This window comes from Celeribacter arenosi (assembly GCF_039539485.1).
GTDB lineage: Bacteria > Pseudomonadota > Alphaproteobacteria > Rhodobacterales > Rhodobacteraceae > Celeribacter > Celeribacter arenosi.
The window spans coordinates 1,012,433-1,027,037 of the sequence record NZ_BAABDF010000007.1; the positions used below are offsets into that span (position 1 = coordinate 1,012,433).

At 62.6% G+C, this 14,605-nt stretch carries 14 protein-coding genes; 12 read left to right on the forward strand and 2 right to left on the reverse strand.

The features are described from left to right. Nucleotides 1-75: 75 nt before the first annotated feature. The 3 genes from xylB to ABD815_RS12635 all read left to right on the forward strand — a co-directional run bounded on the left by xylB (nt 76) and on the right by ABD815_RS12635 (nt 3,616). Complete coding sequence (gene xylB / locus ABD815_RS12625; RefSeq protein ID WP_344847579.1) at nt 76-1,515, forward strand: xylulokinase; 1,440 nt, start codon at nt 76-78, stop codon at nt 1,513-1,515. Continuing rightward, a complete protein-coding gene (gene xylA, locus ABD815_RS12630) occupies nt 1,512-2,816 on the forward strand; it encodes a xylose isomerase (protein WP_344847581.1) in 1,305 nt (434 codons plus the stop codon). Before xylB ends, xylA begins: the two co-directional genes overlap by 4 nt. Nucleotides 2,817-2,947: 131 nt before the next feature. Further along, nucleotides 2,948-3,616 (forward strand): Rossmann-fold NAD(P)-binding domain-containing protein, encoded by a 669-nt coding sequence (locus tag ABD815_RS12635; protein ID WP_344847583.1) that lies wholly within the window; start codon nt 2,948-2,950, stop codon nt 3,614-3,616. A 6-nt stretch (nt 3,617-3,622) separates the two neighbouring features. Here ABD815_RS12635 and ABD815_RS12640 read toward each other — a convergent pair whose 3' ends face one another. Together ABD815_RS12640 and ABD815_RS12645 are read right to left on the reverse strand one after the other, a co-directional pair. Next, nucleotides 3,623-4,528, reverse strand: a complete 906-nt coding sequence (locus tag ABD815_RS12640) for a sugar kinase (RefSeq protein ID WP_344847585.1) — start codon at nt 4,526-4,528, stop codon at nt 3,623-3,625. After that, nucleotides 4,525-5,238, reverse strand: coding sequence for a GntR family transcriptional regulator (locus tag ABD815_RS12645; protein ID WP_344847586.1), 714 nt, complete (start codon nt 5,236-5,238; stop codon nt 4,525-4,527). The genes ABD815_RS12640 and ABD815_RS12645 overlap by 4 nt, the downstream gene beginning before the upstream one ends. Nucleotides 5,239-5,510: 272 nt before the next feature. Here ABD815_RS12645 and uxaC point away from each other — a divergent pair, with 272 nt between their 5' ends. From uxaC to uxuA, 9 genes are all read left to right on the forward strand, one after another. Beyond that, nucleotides 5,511-6,920: a glucuronate isomerase gene (gene uxaC, locus ABD815_RS12650; RefSeq protein ID WP_344847588.1), complete on the forward strand. Its 1,410-nt coding sequence runs from the start codon at nt 5,511-5,513 to the stop codon at nt 6,918-6,920. Between the two features lie 37 nt (nt 6,921-6,957). Continuing rightward, nucleotides 6,958-7,938, forward strand: a complete 981-nt coding sequence (locus ABD815_RS12655) for a TRAP transporter substrate-binding protein (protein WP_344847590.1) — start codon at nt 6,958-6,960, stop codon at nt 7,936-7,938. Between the two features lie 87 nt (nt 7,939-8,025). Next, nucleotides 8,026-8,544: a TRAP transporter small permease gene (locus ABD815_RS12660; RefSeq protein WP_344847592.1), complete on the forward strand. Its 519-nt coding sequence runs from the start codon at nt 8,026-8,028 to the stop codon at nt 8,542-8,544. After that, nucleotides 8,544-9,857, forward strand: coding sequence for a TRAP transporter large permease (locus ABD815_RS12665; RefSeq protein ID WP_344847593.1), 1,314 nt, complete (start codon nt 8,544-8,546; stop codon nt 9,855-9,857). Before ABD815_RS12660 ends, ABD815_RS12665 begins: the two co-directional genes overlap by 1 nt. Nucleotides 9,858-9,865: 8 nt before the next feature. Beyond that, nucleotides 9,866-10,183 carry a cupin domain-containing protein gene (locus ABD815_RS12670; RefSeq protein ID WP_344847595.1) on the forward strand — a complete coding sequence of 106 codons (318 nt, stop codon included), beginning with the start codon at nt 9,866-9,868 and terminating at the stop codon, nt 10,181-10,183. A gap of 12 nt (nt 10,184-10,195) precedes the next feature. Then, nucleotides 10,196-11,023: a 5-dehydro-4-deoxy-D-glucuronate isomerase gene (kduI, locus tag ABD815_RS12675; protein WP_344847597.1), complete on the forward strand. Its 828-nt coding sequence runs from the start codon at nt 10,196-10,198 to the stop codon at nt 11,021-11,023. After that, the gene (gene kduD / locus ABD815_RS12680) at nt 11,023-11,766 is read left to right on the forward strand and encodes a 2-dehydro-3-deoxy-D-gluconate 5-dehydrogenase KduD (RefSeq protein WP_425549860.1); all 744 of its coding nucleotides are present in this window, start codon (nt 11,023-11,025) and stop codon (nt 11,764-11,766) included. The genes kduI and kduD overlap by 1 nt, the downstream gene beginning before the upstream one ends. A 25-nt stretch (nt 11,767-11,791) precedes the next feature. Further along, a complete protein-coding gene (locus ABD815_RS12685) occupies nt 11,792-13,240 on the forward strand; it encodes a mannitol dehydrogenase family protein (protein ID WP_344847599.1) in 1,449 nt (482 codons plus the stop codon). Continuing rightward, entirely contained in the window at nt 13,233-14,429 is a 1,197-nt protein-coding gene (uxuA, locus tag ABD815_RS12690; RefSeq protein ID WP_344847601.1) for a mannonate dehydratase, read from the forward strand. The genes ABD815_RS12685 and uxuA overlap by 8 nt, the downstream gene beginning before the upstream one ends. Nucleotides 14,430-14,605: the final 176 nt, after the last annotated feature.

The following is a 14,605-nucleotide window of genomic DNA, read 5'->3' on the forward strand; positions in this document are numbered from 1 at the left end:
CCAAAGGCGGCGGGCCTGATCCGGCCCGCCCCACACCCGATCGCGCGACCCACCCAACCAAAAAGCGAGAATGCCATGTATATAGGTCTCGATCTGGGCACCTCCGGTCTCAAAGCCATCCTGATCGACGAAGATCAGACCATTCTGGCCGAGGCCAACGCGCCCCTCACCAACGAACGCCCCCACGACGGCTGGTCCGAACAATCCCCGCAGAGCTGGCTTGCCGCCTGTGACGATGTCATGGCCGCCCTTGGAGCGAAATCCGATCTCAATGCCGTGCGCGGGATCGGCCTGTCGGGCCAGATGCACGGCGCGACATTGCTCGACGACCACGACAACGTGCTGCGCCCCTGCATCCTGTGGAACGACACCCGCTCGCACGCAGAGGCCGCCACACTGGACGCCGACCCGCGCTTTCGCGACATCACCGGCAACATCGTCTTCCCCGGCTTCACCGCGCCCAAACTCGCATGGGTGAAAAACAACGAACCCGATATCTTCGCAAAAGTCGCAAAAGTCCTGCTGCCCAAAGACTACCTGCGCCTCTATCTGACCGGCGAGTTCGTCGGCGAGATGTCCGACAGCGCGGGCACCGCATGGTTTGACACCGGCGCGCGCGACTGGTCCGACGACCTGCTGGCGGCCACCGATATGGACCGCTCCTACATGCCCCGCCTTGTCGAGGGGTCTGAGGTCAGCGGGCAAATCCGCCCCGAACTCACCGCCAAATGGGGCCTGTCACAAACCTGCGTCGTCGCAGGCGGCGGGGGCGATAACGCGGCCTCGGCCATCGGCGCGGGCGTGGTCCACGCCGGTCAGGCCTTTGTCTCCTTGGGCACCTCCGGCGTGCTTTTCGCGGCCAACGACGGCTACCAACCCGACGCGGGCACAGCCGTGCACACCTTCTGCCACGCGCTCCCGAACACATGGCACCAGATGGGCGTGATCTTGGCGGCCACAGACGCGCTCAACTGGTACGGACGCTTCGTGGGGCAGGGCGCATCGGCGCTGACCAAAGACCTCGGCGCGCTTCAGGCCCCGGGCAAAACCCGCTTCCTGCCCTACCTCGGCGGGGAACGCACCCCGCTCAATGACGCCGCCATCCGCGGGGCGTTTGTCGGCCTCGAACACGCCACAGACACCGCCGCGGGCACCCGCGCCGTCCTCGAAGGCGTCACCTACGCGATCCGCGACTGCGCCGACGCACTCGCCGCCACAGGCACCAAAATCGACCGCCTCCTCGCGGTCGGCGGCGGCTCCAATTCCGACTACTGGGTCGAAGCCATCGCCACCGCCCTGAACACCCCCGTCGATCTGCCCGTCTCGGGCGATTTCGGCGGTGCCTTCGGGGCCGCACGCCTCGGCCAGATGGCGGCCACCGGCGGCGGGGCCGAATTGGCCAGCGCACCGAAAACCGAAAAAACCATCAATCCGAACACGAAACTCACCGCGGCCTTCGAGGACGGGTTCGCCCGCTACAAAGCCGCCCAAACTGCGATCAAGGGACTGACATGACCGATTTCTTCAAGGGTATCCCCCAAATCAAATACGAAGGCGCGGACTCCACCAACGAATTCGCCTTCAAACACTACAACCCCGATGAAATCATCATGGGCAAACGGATGGAGGAGCACCTGCGCTTCGCCGTCGCCTATTGGCACTCGTTTGCCTATGAGGGCGGCGACCCCTTCGGCGGGCGCACCTTTGATCGCCCGTGGTATGACAGCGGCATGGAAGGCGCGAAAATGAAGGCCGATGTGGCCTTCGAGATGTTCGACATCCTGCAGGCCCCGTTCTTCTGCTTCCACGACCTCGACGTGCGCCCCGAAGGCGCGACTTTTGCGGAAAACAAAAAGAACCTCGAAGCCATCGTCGATATCTTCGCCGAAAAGGTCGAAAGCCACAAAACCCAACTGCTCTGGGGCACGGCCAACCTGTTTACCGAGCGCCGTTTCATGTCGGGTGCCGCCACCAACCCCGACCCCGACGTCTTCGCCTATTCGGCCGCCACGATCAAATCCTGCATGGATGCCACCATCAAACTGGGTGGTGCCAACTACGTCCTCTGGGGCGGTCGCGAAGGCTATGAAACCCTGCTGAACACAGACCTCGGCAAAGAGGCCGACCAAGCCGCCAAAATGCTCGAAATGGTGGTCGATTATAAACACAAAATGGGCTGGTACGGCGCGATCCTGATCGAACCGAAACCCCAAGAACCTTCCAAACACCAATACGACTTCGACGTCGCCACGGTCTATGGCTTCCTCAAACGCTACGGCCTTGAAAACGAAGTCAAAATGAACATCGAACAGGGCCACGCCATCCTCGCAGGCCACTCGTTCGAACACGAGTTGGCACTGGCCGGATCGCTCGGCTTGCTCGGCTCCATCGACATGAACCGCAACGACTACCAATCGGGCTGGGACACCGACCAATTCCCCAACAACGTCCCCGAAATGGCGCTGGCCTATTACGAAGTGCTCAAGGCGGGCGGTTTCACCACCGGCGGCACCAACTTCGACGCCCGCGTGCGCCGTCAATCGCTCGACGCAGAGGACCTGATCCTCGCCCACGTGGGCGGCATGGATTGCTGTGCGCGCGGCCTCAAAGCCGCCGCCGCCATGCTCGAGGACGGCAAACTCGAAGCCGCCCGTGACGCGCGCTACGCCGACTGGGACAAACCGGTGAACAAAGCCATGCTGGAGTCCGGTGATCTCACCTCGATCCAGGAACGCGTGCTGGCCGACAACATCAACCCAGAGCCCCGTTCGGGCCGCCAGGAACGCCTCGAAAACCTCGTGAACAGCTACCTCTAACTCCCTGTTCCAAAACGACAAAAGGGCGGGTCCATCCCGCCCTTTTTCATGCCCGCATTCCCCCTCGCACCCCCCGCGTGCCCGCCCTATACTGACGCGCAATCAACCGCCCCAATATAGGTCCAGTCCCCGTGAAAATCCTCATCTTCGGTGCGACAGGCATGGTCGGCCTTGGCGTGCTGCGCGAATGCCTGCTGGCCGATGACGTCACATCGGTCACCACCATTGGCCGCACGCCTCTGGGCCAGACCCACGCCAAACTGCACGACATCACCACGCCCGATCTCTTCGCGCTCGACGCGCAGATGCTCGACGGTTTCGATGCCTGCTATTTCTGCCTCGGCGCGCTCTCGGGTCAAATGTCAGAGGCCGCCTATACCAAACTCACCTACGACCTCACCCTCGACATCGCCACCAAACTCGCCACCCTCAACCCCGCGATGACCTTCGTCTATGTCTCGGGGATTGGCACCGATAGCTCCGAGCAGGGCAAAACCATGTGGGCCCGCGTCAAAGGGCGCACCGAAAACGCCCTGCGCGCGCTGCCCTTCAAAGGCGTCTACCTGTTTCGCCCCGGCGCGATCCTGTCGCTCAACGGCGAGCAGTCAAAGACCAAAATCTACCGCCGCGTCTATAGCGTCATCGGATGGCTTTTGCGCCTGCTGCGCCCCGTCGCGCGCGGCTATGTCCTGACCTCCACAGAGGTCGGCACCGCCATGCTGCACGTCACGCGGGCAGGGTGGTCGCCACAGGTGATGGAGCCGCGCGATATCCAACGCGCCGCCGCCGCCGCGCGATAGGAAAAGCTACAGCGCCACCAAGGCCCCGCGATGCTGAACCACCTGCGCCGACAGCGCCATGCCCGCGCGCAGCGCATCGCTCATCGAGGCGCCCTGCATCCGCGCGGCGAGATATCCGGCGTTGAAACTATCGCCCGCGGCGGTTGAATCCACGGCCTGAACAGGGTCGGGATGTACCGTCATGCCGCCATCCCCCGCGCTCCACGCATAGAGGTCCTGCGCGCCGTTCTTCACGATCACCGAATGCGCGCCGAGATCACGGTAGCGCAGCGCGGTATCCTGCGGCTTGGCATCGCCAAACATCGCCTCCTCCTCGTCAAAGGAGGGCAGCATCACATCGGCCACACCGGCGGCGCGCGACAACCATTCCTTGGTCGCCGCCGCGCTTTCCCACAGGCGCGGACGGATATTGGTGTCAAACACCACCTCCGCACCGCGCGCACGCGCATCCGCAAGCGCCGCGATCAGATTGGCGCGGTGATCGGGCGACAGGATCGCCAGCGTGATCCCCGAAAACAACAACACCTGATCGCCCCCGAACCCCGCCGCCATACGGTCGGGATCAGCCGCCAACATCTTGGCCGCAGAGGTTTCACGCCAATAGGCAAAGCTGCGCTCGCCGTCGCGCAACTGGATCATGTAGAGGCCAACGGTGCGCTCAGACAGGGCGCGCACATGCGCCGTCCCGATGCCGCTGCCCTGCAAAAAACCCACCATGGACTCCGAAATCGCATCCTGACCGACGCAGGTGAAATACCCCACCTCGGCGCCCTCGACCCCGTCCAGCAACCGGCGCGCATACCACGCGGTATTCAACGTATCACCGGCGAAATTCATGTCGTATTTGCCCGCCCCGTCCGGCGCCATTTCGACCATGCATTCGCCAATCGCGAGAAGCTTTTTATGTTTCAATTCTGGAGATCCTGCTCGAAATATTCTGCATGTTTGGCGCGGATATCAGGGATCACGTCCCCGATCCGCATCAGGTGATCGCGCATCTTGCTGACCGCCAGATCAGGGTCGCGCGCCTTCACCGCCTCAAGGATCGACAGATGTTCGTCATAGGCCAACCGCGCCCCATCCTCGAGCGACAGATACCGCACCCGATCCATATGCGCCTTGTTATCCTTGATGAGCTGCCACACCTGCGGCTGACCGGCAATCTCGCACAGCTCCATATGCAGCGCATCGTCGCGCTCGTGAAACCGCTCGCGATCCCCGCTCTCGACGGCGGGTTTCTGGGCGGCCACAATCGCCTCGAGACGCGCCATCGCCGCAGGCGTCATCAACCGCACCGCCTCGCGGATGATCTCCACCTCCAGAGCCATGCGGATAAAGCGCGCCTGCAACACCGCATCGGGCGAAATCGGCGTCACCGTGGTGGCGCGCTGCGGGCGGATCGACAAAAACCCCTGCTGGGACAGGCGATAGAACGCATCGCGCACGGGCTGGCGCGAAACCTCCAGACGGCTGGCCACCTCGGCCTCCGACAACTTCGTGCCCGGCACCAGATCGAGATCGACAATCCGGCGGTACAATTCGTCATAAACCATATCGGTCACAGAGGGCACACGCGCCTGATCGAGCGCGCCGAGACTGGACAGCTTGGCCTCTTTTTGCATCTCCCGCGTCCTTTTCCTGCGTCCCTGCGACCGAGGGCCACCCTGTGCGTGTCGTACATTAGCGCAGATTTCACCCCCAAAAGGGCGCTCTACACATTCATTTATATGGCTTTATGCCTTCTTCGCTATGCGAGCGCAATCAGGGGCAAACCCGCGTTGACTCACCTTTTCAACTAGCATATTAGTTTACTAGGTTAAAACCAACCCCCGCGACAAGCCCCGATCAACGGCGCAGCGCGCGGGTTTCTGGTTCGCATGAGGGGGAGATGCGCATGGCGCTTTTGGATGACGACCGGTTGTTTCCTGTCGAAAAATCGGTGCGTGCGATGGCGCGCGACCTCTACGAGGGGATCCGCGACCTCCCGATCATTTCGCCCCACGGCCACACCGACCCGTCATGGTTCGCGCTCAACGAAAACTTCCCCGATCCCGCGCGCCTGTTCGTGCAACCCGACCACTACGTGTTTCGCATGTTCTGCTCGCAGGGCATCGATCTCGACACGCTCGGGGTGCCGCGCGCCGATGGCACAGAGGTCGAACAGGACCCGCGCAAAATCTGGCGCATTTTCGCAGAGAATTTCTACCTCCTGCGCGGCACGCCCTCTGACATGTGGCTCAAACACGCCTTTCAGGAGGTCTTCGGCCTCGACACGCCTCTCACGGCGGATACCGCAGACGAGATCTACGACCATATCGACGCCTGCCTGAAACGCGACGACTTCAAACCGCGCGCGCTGTTCGAACGCTTCAACATCGAAGCGATCTCCACCACCGAACCCGCGCTCGACGACCTCAAATACCACCGCATGATCGCCGAAAGCGGGTGGGGCGGGCGCGTCATCTCCGCCTATCGCCCCGACACTATCGTCGATCCCGATTTCGAGGGCTTCACCGACAACATCCTCAAACTCGGCGAACTGACCGGCGAAGACACCGCCTCCTACACGGGCTACCTCAATGCCCACCGCGCCCGTCGCGCCTATTTCAAAGAGGTCGGCCGCGTCACATCCTCCGACCACGGCCACCCGACCGCGCGCACCGAAAACCTCGACCCCGCGCAGGCCGCCGAACTGTTCCAAACCGTGCTCTCGGGACGCGCCACCGCAGACGAGCGCGACGCCTTCCGCGGCCAGATGCTCACCGAGATGGCGAAGATGTCGCTTGATGACGGCCTCGTGCTGCAAATCCACGCCGGCGCCCATCGCAACCACTCCGCCGCCATGCTCGCCAAATTCGGCCGCGATAAGGGTTTTGATGTCCCCGCACGCACCGATTTCACAAACAATCTCAAACCCTTGCTCGACGCGGTCGGCATGGAACCAAACCTCACCGTCATCCTCTTCATGCTCGACGAAACCACGCAGAGCCGCGAACTCGCCCCCCTCGCGGGCGTCTATCCGGCCCTCAAACTCGGCCCCCCCTGGTGGTTCTACGACAGCCCCGAGGGCATGAAACGGTTCCGCGAAAACACCACCGAAACCGCCGGCTTCTACAACACCGTCGGCTTCAACGATGACACCCGCGCCTTCTGTTCGATCCCCGCGCGCCACGATGTGGCCCGCCGCGTGGATGCCGCGTTCCTCGCCAACCTCGTCGCCACAGGGCGTCTGGGGATGGACGAGGCCCACGAGGTCGCCCGCGACCTCGCCTACGACCTGGTCAAAAAGGCCTACAAGCTCTGATCAGGCTAAATCAGATGTCTCAGGGAGGAGACTTCAAATGACTAACTTCAAAATGTTCACCGCGACCCTCGCGGTCCTCGCATCCGGCACCCTCGCGGCCAGCGCCTGCGAAATGACCCTGCGCTCGTCGGACACCCACCCCGATGGCTACCCCACCGTGGAAGCCGTCAAATACATGGGCGAACAACTCAGCGCCGCCACCGGCGACAAACTCTGCGTGGAAGTGTTCCACTCCGCCCAGCTCGGTGAGGAAAAAGACACCATCGAACAGACCCAGTTCGGCGTGATCGACCTCAACCGCGTCTCGCTCGGGCCATTCAACAACATCATCGAAGAGACGAAAATCCCGTCGCTGCCCTATATCTTCCGCTCCACAGAGCACATGCATAACGTCATGGACGGCCCCGTTGGCGAAGAAATCCTCGCCGCTTTCGAAGCCCACGACCTCATCGGTCTGGCCTTCTATGACGGCGGCTCGCGCTCCTTCTACAACAGCCAGAAACCGATCAATTCGATGGACGATCTGGCCGGCCTGAAGTTCCGCGTGATGCAATCCGACCTCTTCGTGGATATGGTCGACGCGCTCGGCGCAAACGCCACCCCGATGCCCTACGGCGAAGTCTATTCCTCGATCCAGACCGGCGCGATCGATGGCGCCGAAAACAACTGGCCATCCTTTGAATCCTCGGGCCACTACGAGGTCGCAGGCTACTACACCCTCGATCAACACCTGATCGTGCCCGAAGTGCTCGTGATGTCCAAACTCACATGGGACAAACTCTCCGCCGACGACCAGGCCGCTGTGAAAGCCGCCGCCAAGGCATCCGTTCCCGTCATGCGTGACATGTGGGCCGCCCGCGAAGCCGCATCGGAAGAAAAAGTGCGCGCTGCAGGCGTCGAAATCATCACCGATATCGACAAAACGCCCTTCATCGAAGCCATGGTTCCGGTCTACCAAAAATACGTGACCACCGACAAACTCAAAGATCTGGTCACCCGCATTCAGGCGACCGAATAAACTCCCGGCGCATGGCCCGTTTCCCGCACTTCGGGGGCGGGCCATGTTACGCAAAAACGGGGATAAGGGCAGGGAATGCAGCAGTTTATGAAAAAAGTCGCCCGCGTGCTGGCCATCGTGGCGCGCATCGCGCTCTGGGTGTCGGGCACAGGGCTCGTGCTTATGACCGCCTTCATCGCATGGCAGGTCTGGGGCCGCTTCGTGCTCAACGATACCCCGACTTGGACCGAAAGCTCCGCCGTTATCATCATGGGCTGGTTCATCTTTCTGGGCGCCGCCGTGGGCATCCGCGAAGGCTACCACCTCTCCTTTGACGTGCTGCTCTACATCCTGCCCGATCGGGTGAAAAAGATCCTCTACTCGGTCTCCGACATCACCGTCGTCGCCTTCGGGATCGGCATGATGTACTACGGCTACCTTCTGGCCGAAAAAACATGGCCCTCCACAATCCCCAACCTCGGGTTTTCCGGCGGGATCGCCTTTCTGTCGCTGATCTTCGGCGGCTTTCTGATGGTGATCTTCTCGCTCGAACGCCTCGCGCGGCGCGCCTGTGGCCTCGTCACCGCGCGCTTTGGTGAAACCGAACTCCCCGAGGAAGATCTCTGATGCTCGATATCGCAGCCCTCATTGGCCCCGGCCACGAACTCGCCGTGCTCTTTGGCACGTTTTCCTTCCTGCTGCTGATCGGAACGCCCGTGGCCTTCTGCCTCGGCGTGTCCTCATTTGCCACCATCGCCTATATCGGACTGCCCCCCGTGGTGGTCTTCCAACGCCTCAACTCCGGCGTGTCGATCTTTGCGCTCATGGCGATCCCGTTCTTCATCTTCGCCGGTGAACTCATGGTGCGCGGCGATATCGCCCGCCGCCTCGTCGCACTCGCAGGCGCATTGGTCGGCCACTTCCGTGGCGGCCTCGGTCAGGTCAATATCATGGCCTCGGTGCTCTTCGGCGGCATCTCCGGTTCTGCTGCCGCCGACGCCTCCGCCATCGGTGGCCTCATGGTGCCGCAGATGAAGGAACGCGGCTATGACGCCGATTACGCCGTCAACATCACCGTGGTCTCCTCGATCATCGCGCTGATGCTGCCACCCAGCCATAACCTCATCATCTACTCGATCTCGGCGGGGGGCAAAATCTCCATCGCCGATCTCTTTACCGCCGGCATCATCCCCGGCATCGTGCTCGCCCTCTCGCTCATGGTCGCCGCATGGATCGTCGCAAAACGGCGCGGCTACCCACTCGAAGCCTTTCCGGGCGGTCGCGCCATCATCGCCATGCTCATCGCCGCCACACCGGGTCTGATCCTCGTGGCAATCATCTTCGGCGGCGTGCGCTCGGGCGTCTTCACCGCCTCCGAAAGCTCCTGCATCGCGGTGGTCTATGCGCTCTTGATCACCTTTTTTGTCTACCGCTCTCTGTCGTTTTCCGAATTCGTCCTCGCCGTCAAAGGCGCGGTGCGCACCACCGCCATGGTGCTGCTCGTGATCGGCTGCGCGGGTGCGTTCGGCTGGCTGCTCGCCTACCTGCGCGTGCCCGCCCAACTCGTCGCGTTCATGCAAACCATCTCCGACAACCCGATCGTGATCCTGCTGATGATCAACGTGATCCTGCTATTCCTCGGCACCTTCATGGACATGTCGCCGCTCATCGTCATCACCACGCCGATCTTCCTGCCCGTCGCCATCGCCTTTGGCATCGATCCTGTGCAATTCGGCATCATCATGGTCCTCAACCTCGGCATCGGGCTGTGCACACCGCCCGTCGGCGCGGTCCTGTTTGTGGGCTGCGCGGTCGGCAAAATTCCGGTCTGGACCGCGATCCGCACGATCTGGCCGTTCTACTTCGCCGCCGTCTTCACCCTGATGCTCGTCACCTACATCCCCGCGCTGTCGCTTTGGCTGCCCGCGGCCTTCCGATAGGAGTTCCCATGCCCCACGTCACATCCTTTCCCGCTGTCAAAGTGGACGAAAAAACCACCCGACAGGTGCTCGCCGAATGCCCCGAATTGATGGTCGTCGCCTTCTCGTTTGCCAAAGGCGGGCAGGGCGCGCTCCACAATCACCCCCATGTGCAATCCACCTATGTTCAAAGCGGGCGTTTCCGTTTTACCATTGCGGATGAAACCTTCGAAGTTGCCGCCGGCGACAGCTTTGTCATTCCCTCTAACGCCGTCCACGGCTGCACCTGCCTCGAAGCGGGACGCCTCGTCGATACCTTCACGCCCCGCCGTGACGATTTTCTCTAAAGGAACCTTACCATGACCCTCACCGTTGAAACCCGCCACGCCGTCCACGAAGACCACGCCAAGGGCATGGATACCGCCGAGCTGCGCAAACATTTCCTCGCAGGGGGCATGTTCGCAGAGGGCGAAATCCGCCTCACCTACACCCATTACGACCGCTTCACTGTCGGCGGCGCTGTGCCCAATGGCGGATCGCTGACCTTGGGCAAAGTCGACGAAACCCGCACCGAAACCTTCCTTGAACGGCGCGAAATGGGCATCGTCAACATCGGCGACACCGGCACCGTCGAGGCCGCAGGCGAAACCTACGAGATGAACAAAGGCGACGTGCTCTATCTCGGCATGGGTAGCGGCGCTGTGACCTTCAAAGGGCAGGGACGCTTCTACATCACATCCTGCCCCGCCCATCACACATACCCCTCGCGCCTCATCACCGTGGCCGACTGCAAAGAGGTCAAGATGGGCGAGACCGCGACCTCCAACAAACGCACCATCAAGATGTTCGTCCACCCGCTGGTCATGGAAAGCTGCCAACTGGTGATGGGCTATACCTCCCTCGAAGAAGGCTCGGTGTGGAACACAATGCCCGCCCACGTCCACGACCGCCGTATGGAGGCCTACCTCTACTGGGGCATGGCACCGGAATCGCGCGTGCTGCACCTGATGGGCGAACCCACCGAAACCCGCCATCTCTTCGTGGCCAACGAAGAGGCGGTGATCTCCCCCACATGGTCGATCCACGCGGGCGCAGGCATCGGCGAATATACCTTCATCTGGGCCATGGCAGGCGACAACGTCGACTATACCGACATGGACTTCGTGCAACCTGCGGAGCTGCGCTGATGTCCGACCTCTTCTCGCTCAAAGGGCGCAAAGCCCTCGTGACCGGTGCCAATACAGGCATCGGTCAGGCCATCGCCGTCACGCTCGCAGGGCAGGGCGCGGACGTCACCTGCGCGGGGCGTCGCGACTGCGATGAAACCGTGGCGATCATCACCGATCTGGGCGGCACAGCCCGCTCTGTGCTCCTCGATTTCGCCGACCCGATGGCCGCCCGCGACATCTTCGAGGGCGCAGGCTACGACATCCTCGTCAATAACGCCGGCATCATCCGGCGCGCCGATAGCACGGATTACACAGAGGCCGATTGGGACGCCGTCATCGACGTCAACCAGAAGGCGCTGTTCTTCACCTGTCAGGCCTTCGGGCGCGCCCTGATCGCGGACGGAAAACCCGGCGCGATCGTCAATATCGCCTCGCTCCTGTCGTTTCAGGGCGGCATCCGCGTGCCCGCCTACACGGCCTCCAAACACGCCGTCGCAGGCATCACCAAAATCCTCGCCAACGAATGGGCGCCCCACAATATCACCGTGAACGCCATCGCACCGGGCTATATCTCGACCAATAACACAGAGGCCCTGCGCGCCGATCCCGCCCGCAACAAATCCATCCTTGATCGCATCCCCGCAGGCCGCTGGGGCGACCCCGAAGACATCGCGGGCACCGCTGCCTACCTGTGCTCGAATGCCGCCAAATACGTCACCGGCGCCGTGTTGAACGTCGACGGCGGCTGGCTCGCGCGCTGAATTCTCCTTACCTGAAAGACACCTGATGAGTCCTGAAAACCTGCCCCGCCTGACCCGCTCGAGCGCCCCCAAACCGGCGCTTGGCGTGGTCCACCTCGGCCTTGGGGCCTTCTATCGCGCCCACGGCGCCATCTACCTCGCCGAAGTCATGGCAAAGGGCGGCGGGGACTGGGGCATCACCGGTGTCTCGCTCAAATCCCCCACACAGGCCGAACGCCTCAAACCGCAGGACTGCGTCTATACCGCCCTCGAACTGGCCCCAGACGGGCCCAAAGTGCACCACGTGGAAATCATCCGCGATGTGCTCGTCGCCCCCGAAAATCCCGCCGCCGTGCTCGCCACCATGGCCGACCCGCAGGTGAAACTCGTCACCCTCACGGTCACCGAAAAGGGCTACTGCCATAACCCCGCGACCGGCAAACTCAACCGCGACCACCCCGATATCGTGGCCGACCTCGCAAATCCCGACGCCCCCGCGAGCGCGCTCGGCTTCATCACCCGCGCGCTGGCCATCCGCCGCGCGGCAGGCACGCCGCCCTTTACCGTGCTGACCTGCGATAACCTGCCCGACAACGGCCATGTGCTGCGCGGTGTGACGCTGGAACTCGCCACGCTCATCGACTCTGATCTGGCGACATGGATTAGCGAAAACACCCATTTCCCCGCCTCCATGGTCGACCGCATCGTGCCCGCCACCAAACCCGAAGACATTGAAACCGTTGGAAAACTCACCGGCCACTACGATGCCTCGCCGGTGATGATGGAACCCTTCCGCCAATGGGTGGTCGAAGACGACTTTGCCCCCGGCACGCGCCCGCCGCTCGACACCGTGGGCGTCGAAATGGTCGCCCGCGTCACCCCCTACGAGGACATGAAACTGCGCTGCCTCAACGGCACCCACTCCTCGCTGGCCTATCTGGGCTACCTCGGCGGCCTCAAAACCATCGCCGAAACCGTCGCCCATCCCGCCTATGCGACCTTCGTCAAATCGCTCTGGCGCTACGAAATCATCCCCGGCCTGACACCCCCGCCGGGCGTCGATCTGCGCGCCTATGTCAATGCGCTCTTCACCCGCTACGAAAACCCCGTCATCCGCCACCTGACATGGCAAATCGCCATGGACGGCAGCCAGAAACTGCCCCAACGCATCCTCTTCCAACTCGAAGAGGGCTTTGCACAGGGACGCAAACTACCCGGCCTCACGCTCGCCGTGGCCGCATGGATGCGCTACGTCAGCGGCACCGATCTGGACGGCAACCCCATCGACGTGCGCGACCCGATGGCCGAGCGCCTCAAGACGCTTTCCGACGCCGCAGACACCCCCGCCGACAAAGTGCGCGCGCTTCTCACTGTGGCGGAGGTTTTCTCCCCCGCACTGCGCGATAACGCGAAATTCACATCCGATCTGATCGCCGCCTACGAAGGCCTGATCGCCAAAGGCGCAATCGCGATGGTGGAGGCCCAATATGCGTGAAAGCTGGCGCTGGTATGGCCCGCTCGACAAAATAACCCTGCCCGAAATCGCGCAAACCGGCGCGCTCGGCATTGTCACCGCCCTGCACGAAATCCCCTATGGGGAGGTCTGGAGCCGCGCGGCCATCTCTGCGCGCAAACGCCTGATCGCGGATGCCGGCTACGGGCAGGAATGGGTGGTGGTCGAAAGCCTGCCGATCCACGAACGCATCAAACGCGGGGACGGGGATCTCGGCCCGCTTTTCGCATCCTACCGCCAATCCATCGCCAACCTCGCCGCCGAGGGCGTGACCACGATCTGCTACAACTTCATGCCGCTGATCGACTGGACGCGCACCGCGATCTACCACCCGCTCAAACAGGGCGGCACCGCGCTGCGCTTTGACGCCGCGCAATGCGCTGCGCTCGATGTTTTCATGCTCGAACGCGAGGGGGCGAGCGAAGACTACACCAACGACATCATCGCGCGCGCAAAGGACTGGGTCGACGCCGCCACGCCGGACGACAAATCCGCCCTCATCGACGCGATCATGGCCGGCCTTCCCGGCGCCTACGACCGCTATGACGTGCCCGCCCTGCGCGAGGCGCTCAATGGCTACGCCGACATCGACCGCGACGCCCTGCGCACCAATTACGCCCGCTTCCTCTCCGAGGTCATCCCCACCGCTCAGGAGCTCGGCGTCAAATTCTGCGTCCACCCCGACGATCCGCCGCGCGATATCTTCGGCCTGCCGCGCGTGGTCTCCAATGCCGACGACATCCAATGGGTCTTTGACCAACAGGAGGCGCTCGAAAACGGCCTGACGCTCTGTTCCGGCTCGCTCGGCGCCAACCCCGCCAATGACGTGCCCGCCATCGCGCATCGTTTCGCCGAACGCATCCACTTCGCCCACCTGCGCAATGTCGCCAAAGAACCCGACGGCTCGTTTCAGGAAGCTGCCCACCTGAGCGGCGACACAGACATGGTCGCCCTCGCGCATGTGCTCCTCACCGAAGAGGCCCGCCGCACCCGCGACGCCACCCGCACCGACACCACCATCCCGTGGCGTCCAGACCATGGCCACGAATTGCTCAGCGACGAAGGGCGGGGCACACATCCGGGCTACCCCCTGATCGGGCGGATGCGCGGTCTGGCCGAAATGCGCGGCGTGATCGCGGCGCTTAGTCACCCTCGGGGCCACCTCGGCTGAGTTGTAAAACATGTAAAACATGTAAAACGGCGATTTCGCGCGATGTAAAACCCTGCAAACACGCGCCACAAAGTCTTTAAGAGACGCAAAACATTTCGCCCGCCCTTGCCAATCGCGCGCCGCTGGACCACTTTTGCCAAAACAGCCAAAAGGCCCAAGCGCATGAAGTTCTTCCC